The following is a 13,902-nucleotide window of genomic DNA, read 5'->3' on the forward strand; positions in this document are numbered from 1 at the left end:
CCCCACCTAACTTCTTTGCTTTCGCTGCATTTCGAGGTGGGGGTCTTACTGCACGTTAATGCGGGATAAAAAGGCGGAAGTTAATCTTCCGCCTTTTTATTATGAAATGGGTTCCATATTCACTTATAGCAATCCAGCCCACTTTAGTCCATGATATATACCGTCTTCACTAACATCCTTTGTCACATGATTTGCAAGTTTTTTCAAGTCTTCATGGCCATTTCCCATCACAATACCTGTGCCAACCGCTTCGATCATTTCTAAATCATTTAATCCATCTCCAAATGCATACACTTGATCACGATTAAAACCTAACTTTTCAATATATTTCTCAATTCCTTTTGCCTTAGAACCACCATTCGGAATGATATCCATTGAATATGCATGCCAACGAATAAAATGAAAATCTGGATAATGATTAATAAACTTTTCCTCTTCATTTACTTCACAAAAAAGTAGTGTTTGATAAATATTACGTTCCTCATAAAAATTAGGCTCATATGCTGGATGCTCAAAGTTTAAGCTTCCAAAGCCTTCTTTCACATAATCATGATATTCCACTGATGCTCTCATATCTTGATGGTCAAGATATACAAGTGGATATCCTTCTTGTTTTGCAAACTGAGTAAACTTATGTAAAGCATCTGGATGTAACGGATTATTAAATATTACCTCATCTTCAAAGACAACATATTGTCCATTAAAACTAACATAATTATGTATATCAAGTTCCTTGCGAATATCTTCGAACATAAATGGCGCGCGCCCTGTCGCAATTGCTACATGTACGCCTTTTTCTTGTAACTGTTTTACTGCATCTCGTGTAGATTGCGGAATTTTTTTATCATGATCTAATAATGTTCCATCAATATCAAAAAAGACAATTTTATCATTCATTTGTCAAAATCCTTTCTGGCACTCTATATTCCTATTTTGAATATCACTTTTCAAATTCTAAAAAAAAGTATAACATATTAAACATCTGTGAAGAAAGCGTTCCCTTTCTGACCTTATTTACAAACTTTGCATATATATATTAGTAAAACATGTGGATACTTGTTCGGATGAATTTTCTTTTCCATTCTTCCTCATACTATACCTATAACTAACGGCTACCAATCGTTACTATAGAATAACTTTCACTGTATGGGATAGGACAAGACTCACCATTCACTTTTGTCCTATCTCTTATATCAGAGATAGAATTTTCACTAGTAATATGCATGTTTAAAATAAGGAAAGGAAGGAGTAATCATGCTGAAGAAGCTGAAGAAAAAGCTCAAGCGTTATTTAAACGGTCTGGTCCGTAAAAAGACAATCGCTTAAATTGTGCCCATTTCGGGCTTTTTCTTCATTCTCATTCGAAAAAACATGAAAATCGTGACTGTTTGCTTTATAATAAGTAACAGATAATGCAAAACATAGACAAGGAGAGGTTTTCCAAATGATTTTTAAAGTATTTTATCAAGAAAAATTAACTGAGGTTCCAGTACGTGAAAATACAAAAGTTTTATATTTAGAGGCTACGTCTGAAAAGGATGTTCGTAAGAAATTAAATAAGTTCGCATATAATATCGAGTTCGTTCAGTCTGTTACTGGTGCTCATCTTGAATATGAAAAAGAAAACGCTGATTTAACATTAGCGGAAATCGTATAGCGATATGAAATTTCTAAAAAACGACCAAGTTGCTGTATTTGCTCTCGGTGGGCTTGGTGAAATCGGTAAAAATACATACGCTGTTCAATTTCAAGATGAAATTATTATAATTGATGCTGGAATTAAATTTCCAGAGGACGAACTTCTCGGAATCGATTATGTAATACCAGACTACACTTATTTTGTGCGAAACGAAGATAAAATTAAAGGTTTATTCATTACACATGGTCACGAAGATCATATCGGCGGAATCCCTTACCTATTACGTCAAGTGAACATCCCGATTTACGGCGGAAAATTAGCAATTGCACTCATCAAAAACAAATTAGAAGAACACGGCTTACTTCGTAAAGCAAAACTTTACGAAATTCAAGAAGATGACGTTATTAAATTCAAAAAAACGTCTGTATCCTTCTTCCGTACAACTCACAGTATTCCAGATTCGTACGGCGTTGTTGTGAAAACACCTCAAGGTCAAGTTGTTCATACAGGTGATTTCAAATTTGATTTCACACCAGTTGGTGAACCAGCTGATTTAACAAAAATGGCTGAAATCGGTAAAGATGGCGTGCTATGTCTATTATCTGATAGTACGAACAGTGAAGTTCCAAACTTTACTATGTCTGAGCGTCGCGTTGGTGATAGCATTCAAGACATTTTCCGTAAAGTAGACGGACGGATTATATTCGCAACCTTTGCATCGAATATTCATCGCTTACAACAAGTTATTGAAGCTGCTGTTGAAAACAACCGTAAAGTAGCTGTGTTTGGTCGAAGTATGGAAGCAGCAATTGAAATCGGACAAAACCTTGGTTATATTCGTTGCCCGAAAGATACATTCATAGATGCATCTCAACTAAACCGCTTACCAGCTAATAAAGTTGTTATTTTATGTACAGGTAGTCAAGGTGAACCGATGGCAGCACTTTCACGTATTGCAAACGGTACACACCGCCAAATTCAAATTATTCCTGGAGATACAGTTGTTTTCTCTTCTTCACCAATTCCAGGAAATACAATTAGCGTAAGTCGTACAATTAACATGTTGTACCGCGCTGGTGCTGATGTAATTCACGGGAAACTTTCAAATATCCATACAAGTGGACACGGTGGACAAGAAGAACAAAAGTTAATGTTACGTCTAATTAAACCAAAGTACTTCATGCCAATTCATGGTGAATATCGTATGCAGCGTATGCACATGAACATAGCAAATGATTGTGGTATCCCTGAAGAAAATTGCTTCATTATGGATAATGGCGATGTTCTTGCTTTACGTTCGGATGAAGCTAGCGTAGCTGGAAAAATCCCATCTGGTTCGGTCTACATTGATGGAAACGGTATTGGAGATATCGGCAATATCGTATTACGAGATCGTCGTATCCTTTCTGAAGAAGGACTTGTAATTGTAGTTGTAAGCATTGATATGAAAGAATTTAAAGTTGCAGCAGGACCAGATATCATCTCACGCGGTTTCGTTTATATGCGTGAAAGCAGCGATTTAATCAATGATGCACAAACATTAATTACAACTCATTTAGAAAAAGTAATGGAGCGTAAAACAACACAATGGTCTGAAATTAAAAATGAAATTACAGACACATTAGCTCCATTCCTATATGAGAAAACGAAACGCCGTCCAATGATTTTACCAATCATTATGGAAATATAAGAAAAAGGACAATGCCATGAAGGCATTGTCCTTTTCTCTTATCTTAAAAAATGTTTAAATCGATCCACTTCATCGTCATGACCAATGACAATTAATATATCTCCTGCTTGAATATTCTCCGTAGCCCGAGGGGATACGATAACTTCTTTACCTCGTTTAATTGCTACAATATTCAATCCAAACTTCGCACGAATATCTAATTCAATTAAAGAGTGCCCATCAATTTTTTTATTCGCAATAATCTCTACAATACTATGCTCATCTGAAAGCTCAAGGTAGTCTAACACATTGCTTGATGCAATATTATTGGCAATCCTTTTTCCCATATCACGCTCTGGATGCACAATATGATCTGCACCTATTTTACTTAACACTTTTTCATGATAATCATTTTGAGCTTTTACAGTAATATTTTTTACACCCAACTCTTTTAAAATCAAAGTCGTTAAAATACTTGAATTTAAATTATCTCCAATAGCAACGACTACGTGATCAAAATTTCGAATACCAAGGCTTTTTAATACCATCTCATCTGTTGAATCTGCAATTACAGCATGCGAAGCTATATTTGCAAATTCATTAATTTTATCCTCATCTGAATCGATTGCCATTACTTCCATACCTAATTGAGCTAGTTCTCGGCAAATACTTCCACCAAAGCGACCAAGTCCAATGACAGCAAACTCTTTTTCTTTCTCACCCACAGGAATTCCTCCAATAACTTCAAGTACTATTTATTTTCAGTGTAACACACTTTATATGCGTCACAAAAACTGTAATTAGCTCTTATTTTTGTTTTTGTATATAAAAATATTGTTGCAAGTAAAAAGCGATACCAACAAGTAACATAGCAAATACAAATATATTTCCAAACGAACTAAATGTTTCAAAAACGAATAATAATGTTTCTTGACCAAAAAAGGCAAATAGAAGCTGTATGAATGCAAATAACAACGCCCATATGTAGTGATGTTGATGGAATAAATAATGCGTGGCACCTAAAAAAGCAATAAACGAAAAGATAAAAATCCACCAATTTTCTAAAAATAGTTGCCAATTAGAAAATTGATATCCATTTACCAATATCGCAATAAGCGCGATAACTGCCATCGTCGGCACACTCCAAAATAATGCCCGTCCTCTAAAGAAACGAGTGCCTTTAACATCTCCTTTTTCATGTGCAATATATGTTAGTACTACTGTGCTTATATACAATACAGAAAGAATTGTTAAAACGATAATGAGCCAAAAATGTAATTGATAATATTCATGTTCTATATTTGTCACGATTGCAGCTAACATACACGGAATTAACATTCCTGTCCAACCATCTACTTTTCTTTCATTCCAAAAGACCGTATTACCAATCCTTATTCCTAACAACATAAAAATAATGATACCCAATACAAATAACGTAGTTTTATTCCCTACTAAACTCGTTGAGAAAGCAATTAATCCAATAAATAAAAAGAGCACAAACCCATTCATAATTTCTAGTACAGGTGATAAATATCTCTTCACCCATTTGTATGTTTCGTCATATTCATTATTATCTACTAGACGATAGGCATAAAAACTTATCCCAAAATAAACCGCCGCAATAATAACATACGCATATAAGACGAAACATAAAATCGCACTGCTAATTTGCACGTAATTCCCCACCCTTTTTTCTATGTTTCACATTGATTTTACACACTTTTCATATTAAAAGTAAACATATATAAGTTAGTCAAATAATTAATAATGAGCAGTGGCTCCCCCCCCCCTGCTCATTATTAAAACAGTCCAATTAACTTTATTCTTATTTGTATGTAAATGTCTAAAATCAATCTATACGAGCGTTACTTACACCTCAGAACAAAAAGTTTTTTGGAACCTTCAAGAAAGCGGGAGTTTTATTTTCTATTCCCTTTCCACTTTACATATTGACTTAAAAATGTAATTGCCTTTTCAATCACTTCTTCGTCTGGTTTTAATTTCGCATGATGTAAACCATATTCTGAATTTACTCCAAGCCAAAACATAAATCCAGGGATTTCTCGAAGCATATAACCAAAATCTTCACCTGTCATTGCCTCAGTACATGTAATAACATTCATATCTGTTTGTTTATGTACAAATTGCATAAACTCTCTCGTTAACTCTTCATGGTTATATACTTGATGATACATTGCTCCGTAATCTATAATCGCCTCGCACTGGAAAGAAGCTTCGATACCTGCAACAATTGCCTCAATTCTGCTTTTCACACGCTTCATTGATTCCACTGATAATGTTCGAATCGTTCCTTCTAAACGAGATTTTTCTGCAATAATATTTTGAACCGTACCACCTGTAATTTTCCCGATTGTAATTACTGCACTATCAAGGGGATTTACATTGCGACTAATAACGGATTGAAGCTGTGTAACAAGATGACTCGCTGCAACAATCATGTCATTTGCAGTATGCGGATAGGCAGCATGGCCACCTTTCCCTTTTAAATCAATATATAATTCTGAAGTATTGGCAAATAACAGTCCTTCTTTCGTTGCAATTGTCCCTACAGCGTATTCTGGTGCAATATGAAGACCAAGAATTATATTTGGTTTCCATTCTTTTAACTCTTCACTTTCTAACATAGGAAGAGCACCGCCTGGTCCTTCTTCTGCTGGCTGGAATAGAAATACAAGGTCATCATCTATTCTTTCGCTCACAGCTTTCGTTAGAAGGCCTAAACCGATTGTTGTATGTACATCATGGCCACATGCATGCATCATTCCTTCGTGAATAGAAGCAAACTCATATCCAGTTTCCTCTGTAATTGGTAAACCGTCTATATCTGCACGATAACCTATTATTTTTTCTGGATTTTTTCCATTTACTTTAACGATTACACCTGTTTTCCATGTCTTCACTTCCACAAATTCATGAGAAAGTGTTCCTATATAATCTAAAATATACTGTTGTGTTTTCCATTCCTTGAATCCAATTTCTGGAATTCTATGTAGATCCCTACGAATTTGGACAAATTTGCTTACTGTCATTTTTGCACCTCTATCTATAAAAAGCGTAAGAGCCCATTTACGCTCTTACGCTTTTTTTACTTTTTATTTCTCTGGGTTTAATTGACGAAGCTCTTGTTTAATTTCTGTTTTTGCTTTTGTCTTCTCATCAATTTCTTTAATTACACGTGCTGGAGTACCTGCAACAACTGTGTATGGAGGCACATCTTCTGTTACAACAGCTCCCGCTGCTACAACTGCACCTTTACCTACTGTAACACCCTCTAAAACAACTACGTTTGCACCGATTACTACATCGTCTTCAACGATAACTGGTTTTGCAGAAGGTGGCTCAATAACACCTGCAAGTACAGCACCTGCACCTACGTGACAGTTTTTACCGACCGTTGCACGCCCACCAAGTACTGCGTTCATGTCGATCATAGAACCTTCACCAATTACAGCACCAATGTTAATTGTTGCATTCATCATAATTACAGCGTTGTCACCAATTTCAACATGGTCACGAATAATAGCACCTGGCTCGATGCGAGCTTTAATACCTTTTAAATCAAGCATTGGGATTGCAGAATTACGACGATCGTTTTCTACAACGTAGTCAACGATGTGCTTATTATTCTCATCAAGAATTGTCTTAATTTCAGACCATTCTCCGAATAATACACCTGATTTTTTATTCACAAATGCTTGTACTGTTTCAGGGAATGTTACTTCTTTTAAATCCCCTTTTATGTATACCTTTACAGGAGTTTTCTTTTCACTTTTTTGAATAAACGAAATAATTTCGTTAGCGTCCATCATTTTCATTCTTGTTGCCTCCTAAATCCATTTATAATGTTACTCTACCAAACGAAAGAGCGAGTAGCAAGATAATAATCTTATTTTTCCCTTTGAATTTCTTCTATAATTTCTAAAAATGCTTGTACTTGCTTCAACTGCCTTGCCGAGTCACTTGTTAACAACCATGTTTCTCTTGTCAATTGAACAGGTGTTTTATACATATTTTCCTGTACTTCCTTTAAAACAGTAGAAGGTAAAAGGGCATAACCTATACCATTTAAAACAAGTTGTTTGCATGTTTCAATTTGGTCAACTACAATCGTTCGCTTAGGCGGATTAGAAAATAAACCATACCACCAATTTTGTATTTGTCCATAATAAGTCGAGTCACTTTTAAATTGAATGAACGGTCTGTTTGTTTCTTTTAGCATCGAAATATCTTTTATTTCTTTATCAACTAAATACAGTTCATCTTCAAATAATTTTTGCTTCTGACCTTTATATTCTTGTGTTCCCCTCAGTATAGCAACATGAACGTCTCCTTCATAAAACTGCTTTTGCACTTCACTACTCCATCCAGTAAACAGCGATATCTTTACAGAAGGATATTTATGCACAAACTTTTTCAAAACAGGAGGGAGCCAATATTGACCAATAACTGATGCAACAGCTATTTTTAACGTTCCATGAGTTTCCGTTCTAAAAACAGCTAGCTCACTTTTTATATCCTCTTCTTTTTGCAACATTTCTTTGGCATAATTTGCAACTTTTTCCCCTTCAGGTGTAATTGTCAATCCTTTTTGTGAGCGAATAAAAAACTTCATTCCCCATTGTTTCTCCATAGATTGTAATCGTTGACTCAGCGCAGGTTGGGAAACAAATAAACGTTCCGCCGCTTTTCTCATATTTGATTCCTGAGCTAACACAACCATCATTTGAAAATCATCAATTTGCAACTTTCTCCCTCTTTCCTTAGCTTCCATACACCTTATTTCAATAAGCTTTCATTCAGAAAATACAATTTTCTAGCGCAAACTTTCCTTATGTTTTATGTCTTTTTAAATATAATACATACACAAGTGATATGCACGAAAAAAAGTGACTTCTTCGTTTCTATGAAGTCACTTTTCTCACGTTATCGATTATGTTGTCTTACTTTCTTGTTCAACAATTTTAAAATAGCCCGACGTGTTAAAATCCCCTCAAAATATCCTTCTTCATTAACAGCGCAAATAAAAGGATGATCAATTGTCATTTCTAAAGCTTTTGCAAATGAATCTTCTAATTTAAGAAAAGGTATATCTTCCTTCATCACCTGCTCTACTTTCATATCATCAAGTCTTTCAAACTCAATACGCTCTAATCCTAACATACCATCTAATATCATGGCAGTACTAATCAAACCATGTAATTTATACATTGGATCTAAAACAGGTATCGCCGAATATCCAGATTTCACAAGAACGAGTAAAGCGTGTTCTAAACCATTTCCAATTTGGACATGAGCTACTTTTTCCGATGAAATCATTAAATCCTTCACAAGAATTTGTTGAAATTCGTCTTTCGGAATACTAATCATATTACATCCCCCATTTTCCCTTTTTCCTGCTTATGTTCATAACTCTATTCACATTTTATGACAGCGTTTTCATATTATTATTTTGTCCTAAATTTATTTCAATAAAAATACAATCACACAGCTATTTTAGCATACAGCACAAAAAAAAGACTACCATTCCGGTAGCGCTTAATACCCTTTATTTTTTAATCTGTAAAATAACCTTGTGATTTTTTTATATTGCATCACATCTGTCTGTTTCAAACCATTCTCAATATCTGTAAGTTCTACAGCTAAAATTTCACTTGCATAATTTTGCTGAAATAAAATATCTAGTAGTAAACTTTCTTCTTCCTTCGTTAAAACAACTTCCCTTTGCATATACCCCTCTCCTTACACTCGCATCGTTACTCTTATTATATAAAAAATTTAACTCATTTAATAGATGTAATATTCAGTTTTTACTAAAAGATATGTAACAATCGTAAACATACAAAAAATCATTTCGTATATCGATTTGCATAGCTAAACGCCGCATAAGCATCCGGCTTAATTTTTGCAGTTAATCCCATCGCTCGAATTTTTTCTGTCATATCTAAAATAAATTCTTTTGTTAAACCATCATTCCCAATGTCTAAATGAATTTCCATTATGAATCCAGCCCCATCTTGAGCATAAGGATGCAATAACTCCCATATTGTTTGTATATGAGTAGGCGTAAATAGACATGCGATTTCTTGACTAAACTGCGTTTCTAAATATATTTTCTCACGTAAAGTTGCTGGCTTATCTTTTACTGATCTATGGTGTAAACACCCCCAAGCGCCTTTTCCAACACGATGAATATGGATTGCTGTAATAAACCTCGTATCCTTTTGATGTGCTTGCGAGTCTGTCCCAATGGATAATCGATATAAATTTCGTGGATCCTTTTCAATGAAACTACAAATACGGTTAAAGACCATATCAAAATTTAAATGTCTCTCTGAAACATTGTAAAATTTATGTGCACCGTCCACAGAGTCACGTCCTTTCAATTAGACAGACTTTTCGTATTCTCATTGTATGGGACAAAAACTAAAATTATAACTTCCTATCCTTTATTCGTTTCAATATTTCGAATTACAAAGTGACAAACTTGGCACGTATAAATTACATTTTGATTAGATTGAGCCGTTAATACATGAATAATCTCAGCAGAACTTTGACAATTAGGACAAATCACAACTGGTAAACGTTCCATACGATAACCTCCTAGTTATATTTCTCCCGCTATTTGCAGAACCCAGCAATTGTGAGAAGTTTAGCTTCACATATTCACCCGGTTGGCGGGACTACTTATCCACATGGATAGGCAAACTTGCACGGATTAATTTTCATTTTAATACCATTGTAGGAAAAATAAAAAACTTCTATACATTACGCTAGAAAGTAATAGAACTAAAAAAGGTACTGCCATATGGCAGTACCTTTTTTATATGTATCAAGAAATGATATCGTAAATCTCAATTGCAACCATGTCGATATTATCGAATTGGTACACTTGAGGTTTTTCACCTTGTTGATACACTTCTAACTCATACATTTCACTTTTATCGAAAAATTTCACGCTACATTTGCGCTCACCGTTCACTTCAAAATAGCGTTGTGCTACTTCACCGCTTTCAGCTTGTTCTTGTAGACTAACAAGTCGAGTTAAAATTCCTTGGAGTAGAGACATGAAATCTCTCCTTTCTCTGATCTTCCTACCAATAGGTTTTACAGCTATACTCATTCTATCCGTCATAACAGAAAAAATGTTCCACACTCTAGGATAAAGGTTATTGGCCAGAAACTCAACTAAAAATTTGTCGAAATGCGAAGGAAAAAACAGAAAGAACATATTTCCCCTTCTTTATTGCGGTTTTTATACTGGAAGAATATAATAAAAAACAGAAAAAAGGAGGAATTACAATGAAAAAAATTGAGGTTTATACACAACCCGATTGTCCGCCATGTGTTATTGTGAAAGAATTTTTGAAGCATAATAACGTTGCATATGAAGAATTTGACGTAAAAAAAGACGCTGCTGCTCGCAATCGTCTTTTATACGACTATGATTCCTATTCAACTCCAACAGTCGTAATTGATGGCGAAGTAGTTGCAGGTTTTCAAATTGAAAAGTTACAACAACTACTCAATATAGAATAGGAATAGGTAAATACCTATTCCTATTCTTATCCCGCTATTTGTAGGTAGTAAAACTCCCACCCAAAATTTAGCTAAAGTCAAAAAGTTACATGAGAGAGTACTCCCTCCCACTAATTAAAAGTTTCACTTTATAATTGTTGCAACCTTTTTATTTCAGTTAAAAGTTCCTGACTTTCATGATATCCTGCTAACTTCCATTTATCTTGATCCCTTTTTAATGTTACAATTTGATATTGCCCACTTTTTGTCCGCTCATATACATATAAATTTTTATGTTCTTCATCATACGACATTTTCGTTTCTGAATTAAAAGAAAACGGTGCTTCTTTTGCCGGAAGTAAATATTCACCACTTTGTTTATCACTTCTGCTATTTTCATCTGTAAATACTTGAAGGAAATTATCTGTAAAATACGGTGATAACGTCTCTATCATCTTATTCATCGGCAAATGCTTCCCACGAATTGAAAATTGGGTTTCATAGCCTTTTTGTATCGTTGTAAATACTTCTTTCCGATCAACTTCCACTTCCTCTTTCCCTAAAACAGTCGTAACACTATAACCAACTAGAAAGGCAACACATACAAATAGAACAAGCCATATTCCATATTTCCTCATTTTTTCACCTTCCTTTTAAAAGAACTTGTCTTTGTAGTATTCATTGTAACAATGATTATGCAAAGAAAGGACAGATTTCGTTCGTAAAATCTTTACAACGATAGACAGCATTTTCATCACCATTTTCACTATTACCAATTTATGATAAAAACAAACAAAAAATGCACGAATCTCTTCGTGCATTAAAATAAAACATCTTCTTCATATAAATATTCATAAGATAAATCTATAAATAAAAAGTTGTCATCATCAATCGGGAAAGAAAATGTTCGTACCATTTCACCCGTTTCGATATCTGCATATAAATCTGAAAGCCTCGCCTTATTCTCAAAACGCATTTTCATGATATTCTCGAGAAAATACGGGCGCCAACTCCAGTTCTTCATATAATAATCCGGCATCACAATCCATTCTCCATCTTTTTTCATAACATTTCCTGATTGTTGGAAACCATCTTCATTACAAATAAATATACGAAAACTACACTGTGATACACTTTGACTAAATTGTAATAACCAATTATTTATATCTTCATTCTTTTTTTGTTTTGATAAAACATCGCCAATTCGATCGCGTAACATCTCTGTTAAATTATAAATTTTTTGTAACTTCTTCTTTTCATGCTGAATAAACTGATGACATTCATTACCAAGTCGCTCTTTCAAAACATTCGTTTCAATAAAATCAGGTAAACATTCTTTCAAATAATTACCTTGATAATATCTTCCACCGTTTTTCCAAGCATATTGCAGTTGATAAAAAGCATCTATTTCTTCATATAACAAGGTTGCACCAATTCTTCTAGCAAGTAATGATAAAGAATATAAAATATCTTGATAAGATTGTAAAAGTGCTGTTTGCCTTAAGTTCGTTAAATCTACTTTTAAAATATCAGGTGCTAACACGCTAATACGCTCTAAATTACTTGTGCCCGTTCCGACTTTATTAATCGAAATTTGAATACCATATGTACGATAATACATAAGCAAATGATTAAATTGCTCTATATCTTCTTTACATTCATGCTCTGTAATCTCTAAAACAATTTGTTTTAAATTTAAACCTTGTTCTTCATACCTCAATAAAAGTTGAAGCAAGCTTTCATCATCATCATTCATTAATACATTAGCATTTCGATGTATAAATAATAATAATTTTTGATCGCTTTCTAAATAACGATTTAAAGCTTTTTCTACTATAATGTTATCCGCTTCCAGTTGAAATTCACTTGGAATCGAATCATCGTGAAAGAAAGAAGCTAAACTTTGTATGCCCTCTTCTGTTTGAATACGTCCTACTACTTCATATCCAATTACAGTATGCTCATCAGCACTAAAAATAGCTTGATAATAAGGAAGGACTTTATCCAAGTTACTCATTACATCTAATGCATCTATCAACGTGCTTCCCTCCCTTTACTTTTCAAAAATTATAACATGATATTTACGGAAAAATAATAAAAAATCCCTTCAGTTTTCCTGAAGGGATTAGAGGGGTAAAATGCTAAGGGGAATTAGCAATTCTACTATGAAGAAAAAAGAGGTCTTAAATATAACGTATATATGACCTCTTGTAAACACTTTTCTTTCACATGTAACAATTCTGTCACATTTAATCATAAAAAAATGAATCAAACATTCATTTTTTTATCCCTTTTAAAATGGATATTGATGTAAATGTTGTCCTCCATCCATTGTCATGCAAGTTCCATTTATGTACGCAGCTTCATCTGAGCATAAATAATAAGCTAGACCAGCGATTTCTTCTGGCGTACCCAACCTTCCAAGCGGAACACTTTGTATCGTACGCTTAGCCATTTCTTCTGAAATCCATAATTTATCAGCACCGCCCGTACGTTCAATTGGTCCTGGCGCAATAGCGTTAACTCGTATTCCATATTTACGTCCCCACTCAACAGCGAGCGTCTTCGTCATCGCTAATACTCCTGCCTTCGCTGCAGCCGAATGAATCACTCCTGGCCCTGCATCCCATGCATACGTTGCTACCATGTTAATGATATTCCCTTTTATACCTTTTTCAATCCAATATTTTCCGACAGCATGGCTACAATAAAATGTACCGTTTAACACAATATTAATGACTGAATTCCAGCCATTCACAGATAAATCTTCTGCTGGACAAATAAAGTTGCCAGCTGCATTATTTATTAAAACATCAATTCGACCAAACTTCTCATCAATCTGTTCAATCATTTTCTGAATGTCATCTGTATTTCTTACATCCATTTGTACAGGTAATACTTGCCCTGGAAATTGTTCAATTTCCAACTTTGTTTCCTCTAGTTTTTCCTTTGTACGTCCTGTAATAACAACTCGTGCCCCTTCTTTTGCAAAACGAGTTGCCATTCCTTTTCCCATTCCACTCGATCCACCTGTTATAATAACTACCTTTTCTTTCAC

At 34.3% G+C, this 13,902-nt stretch carries 17 protein-coding genes; 3 read left to right on the forward strand and 14 right to left on the reverse strand.

The window, feature by feature from the left end; genetic code table 11:
- Positions 1-123 precede the first annotated feature (123 nt).
- Positions 124-897, reverse strand: coding sequence for a Cof-type HAD-IIB family hydrolase (locus tag RT27_RS24020; RefSeq protein ID WP_000998269.1), 774 nt, complete (start codon positions 895-897; stop codon positions 124-126).
- A gap of 547 nt (positions 898-1,444) precedes the next feature.
- On the opposite strand from RT27_RS24020, the gene RT27_RS24025 reads away from it, so the two are divergent.
- Positions 1,445-1,657, forward strand: a complete 213-nt coding sequence (locus RT27_RS24025; protein WP_016080445.1) for a DNA-dependent RNA polymerase subunit epsilon — start codon at positions 1,445-1,447, stop codon at positions 1,655-1,657.
- A gap of 4 nt (positions 1,658-1,661) precedes the next feature.
- Positions 1,662-3,329, forward strand: coding sequence for a ribonuclease J1 (gene rnjA, locus RT27_RS24030; RefSeq protein ID WP_000670375.1), 1,668 nt, complete (start codon positions 1,662-1,664; stop codon positions 3,327-3,329).
- A 38-nt stretch (positions 3,330-3,367) separates the two neighbouring features.
- Here rnjA and RT27_RS24035 read toward each other — a convergent pair whose 3' ends face one another.
- The 10 genes from RT27_RS24035 to RT27_RS24075 form a co-directional block, all read right to left on the reverse strand.
- On the reverse strand, positions 3,368-4,033 hold the full coding sequence (locus RT27_RS24035) for a TrkA family potassium uptake protein (RefSeq protein WP_000504032.1): 666 nt from the start codon (positions 4,031-4,033) through the stop codon (positions 3,368-3,370).
- Positions 4,034-4,115: 82 nt separating this feature from the next.
- The gene (locus RT27_RS24040; protein ID WP_001167320.1) at positions 4,116-4,982 is read right to left on the reverse strand and encodes a hypothetical protein; all 867 of its coding nucleotides are present in this window, start codon (positions 4,980-4,982) and stop codon (positions 4,116-4,118) included.
- Between the two features lie 245 nt (positions 4,983-5,227).
- Complete coding sequence (locus tag RT27_RS24045) at positions 5,228-6,358, reverse strand: N-acetyldiaminopimelate deacetylase (protein WP_000218671.1); 1,131 nt, start codon at positions 6,356-6,358, stop codon at positions 5,228-5,230.
- Positions 6,359-6,421: 63 nt separating this feature from the next.
- On the reverse strand, positions 6,422-7,144 hold the full coding sequence (gene dapD / locus RT27_RS24050; protein ID WP_000783241.1) for a 2,3,4,5-tetrahydropyridine-2,6-dicarboxylate N-acetyltransferase: 723 nt from the start codon (positions 7,142-7,144) through the stop codon (positions 6,422-6,424).
- Between the two features lie 71 nt (positions 7,145-7,215).
- A complete protein-coding gene (locus RT27_RS24055) occupies positions 7,216-8,100 on the reverse strand; it encodes a LysR family transcriptional regulator (RefSeq protein WP_003261853.1) in 885 nt (294 codons plus the stop codon).
- Positions 8,101-8,252: 152 nt separating this feature from the next.
- Positions 8,253-8,696 (reverse strand): cyclic-di-AMP-binding protein CbpB, encoded by a 444-nt coding sequence (cbpB, locus tag RT27_RS24060; protein ID WP_000623573.1) that lies wholly within the window; start codon positions 8,694-8,696, stop codon positions 8,253-8,255.
- A gap of 168 nt (positions 8,697-8,864) precedes the next feature.
- Complete coding sequence (gene abbA / locus RT27_RS24065) at positions 8,865-9,056, reverse strand: antirepressor AbbA (protein ID WP_001188692.1); 192 nt, start codon at positions 9,054-9,056, stop codon at positions 8,865-8,867.
- A 119-nt stretch (positions 9,057-9,175) separates the two neighbouring features.
- Entirely contained in the window at positions 9,176-9,694 is a 519-nt protein-coding gene (locus tag RT27_RS24070) for a ribonuclease H-like YkuK family protein (RefSeq protein WP_000348489.1), read from the reverse strand.
- A 74-nt stretch (positions 9,695-9,768) separates the two neighbouring features.
- Entirely contained in the window at positions 9,769-9,918 is a 150-nt protein-coding gene (locus tag RT27_RS35360; protein WP_000440540.1) for a hypothetical protein, read from the reverse strand.
- A gap of 240 nt (positions 9,919-10,158) precedes the next feature.
- A complete protein-coding gene (locus tag RT27_RS24075) occupies positions 10,159-10,395 on the reverse strand; it encodes a YkuJ family protein (protein WP_000055151.1) in 237 nt (78 codons plus the stop codon).
- A 233-nt stretch (positions 10,396-10,628) separates the two neighbouring features.
- Here RT27_RS24075 and RT27_RS24080 point away from each other — a divergent pair, with 233 nt between their 5' ends.
- Positions 10,629-10,865 carry a glutaredoxin family protein gene (locus RT27_RS24080; RefSeq protein WP_000717875.1) on the forward strand — a complete coding sequence of 79 codons (237 nt, stop codon included), beginning with the start codon at positions 10,629-10,631 and terminating at the stop codon, positions 10,863-10,865.
- A gap of 128 nt (positions 10,866-10,993) precedes the next feature.
- Here RT27_RS24080 and RT27_RS24085 read toward each other — a convergent pair whose 3' ends face one another.
- The 3 genes from RT27_RS24085 to fadH form a co-directional block, all read right to left on the reverse strand.
- Positions 10,994-11,482, reverse strand: coding sequence for a DUF3993 domain-containing protein (locus RT27_RS24085; RefSeq protein WP_001233804.1), 489 nt, complete (start codon positions 11,480-11,482; stop codon positions 10,994-10,996).
- Positions 11,483-11,664: 182 nt separating this feature from the next.
- Positions 11,665-12,882: an EAL-associated domain-containing protein gene (locus RT27_RS24090; RefSeq protein ID WP_016080443.1), complete on the reverse strand. Its 1,218-nt coding sequence runs from the start codon at positions 12,880-12,882 to the stop codon at positions 11,665-11,667.
- Between the two features lie 255 nt (positions 12,883-13,137).
- Positions 13,138-13,902: a 2,4-dienoyl-CoA reductase gene (gene fadH / locus RT27_RS24095; protein WP_000660913.1), complete on the reverse strand. Its 765-nt coding sequence runs from the start codon at positions 13,900-13,902 to the stop codon at positions 13,138-13,140.

Origin of the sequence: Bacillus sp. L_1B0_5 (assembly GCF_000836715.1) — a bacterium.
Taxonomy (GTDB): Bacteria; Bacillota; Bacilli; order Bacillales; family Bacillaceae_G; genus Bacillus_A; species Bacillus_A thuringiensis_S.

Bases quoted from the DNA above. Each gene is read 5' to 3' on its own strand.
- dapD (WP_000783241.1), bottom strand. From the start codon at position 7,144: ATGAAAATGATGGACGCTAACGAAATTATTTCGTTTATTCAAAAAAGT.
- abbA (WP_001188692.1), bottom strand. From the start codon at position 9,056: ATGCAAAGGGAAGTTGTTTTAACGAAGGAAGAAGAAAGTTTACTACTA.
- RT27_RS24055 (WP_003261853.1), bottom strand. From the start codon at position 8,100: ATGGAAGCTAAGGAAAGAGGGAGAAAGTTGCAAATTGATGATTTTCAA.
- cbpB (WP_000623573.1), bottom strand. From the start codon at position 8,696: ATGATTAGTATTCCGAAAGACGAATTTCAACAAATTCTTGTGAAGGAT.
- RT27_RS24020 (WP_000998269.1), bottom strand. From the start codon at position 897: ATGAATGATAAAATTGTCTTTTTTGATATTGATGGAACATTATTAGAT.
- RT27_RS24085 (WP_001233804.1), bottom strand. From the start codon at position 11,482: ATGAGGAAATATGGAATATGGCTTGTTCTATTTGTATGTGTTGCCTTT.
- RT27_RS24080 (WP_000717875.1), top strand. From the start codon at position 10,629: ATGAAAAAAATTGAGGTTTATACACAACCCGATTGTCCGCCATGTGTT.
- RT27_RS35360 (WP_000440540.1), bottom strand. From the start codon at position 9,918: ATGGAACGTTTACCAGTTGTGATTTGTCCTAATTGTCAAAGTTCTGCT.
- RT27_RS24075 (WP_000055151.1), bottom strand. From the start codon at position 10,395: ATGTCTCTACTCCAAGGAATTTTAACTCGACTTGTTAGTCTACAAGAA.
- rnjA (WP_000670375.1), top strand. From the start codon at position 1,662: ATGAAATTTCTAAAAAACGACCAAGTTGCTGTATTTGCTCTCGGTGGG.
- RT27_RS24025 (WP_016080445.1), top strand. From the start codon at position 1,445: ATGATTTTTAAAGTATTTTATCAAGAAAAATTAACTGAGGTTCCAGTA.
- RT27_RS24045 (WP_000218671.1), bottom strand. From the start codon at position 6,358: ATGACAGTAAGCAAATTTGTCCAAATTCGTAGGGATCTACATAGAATT.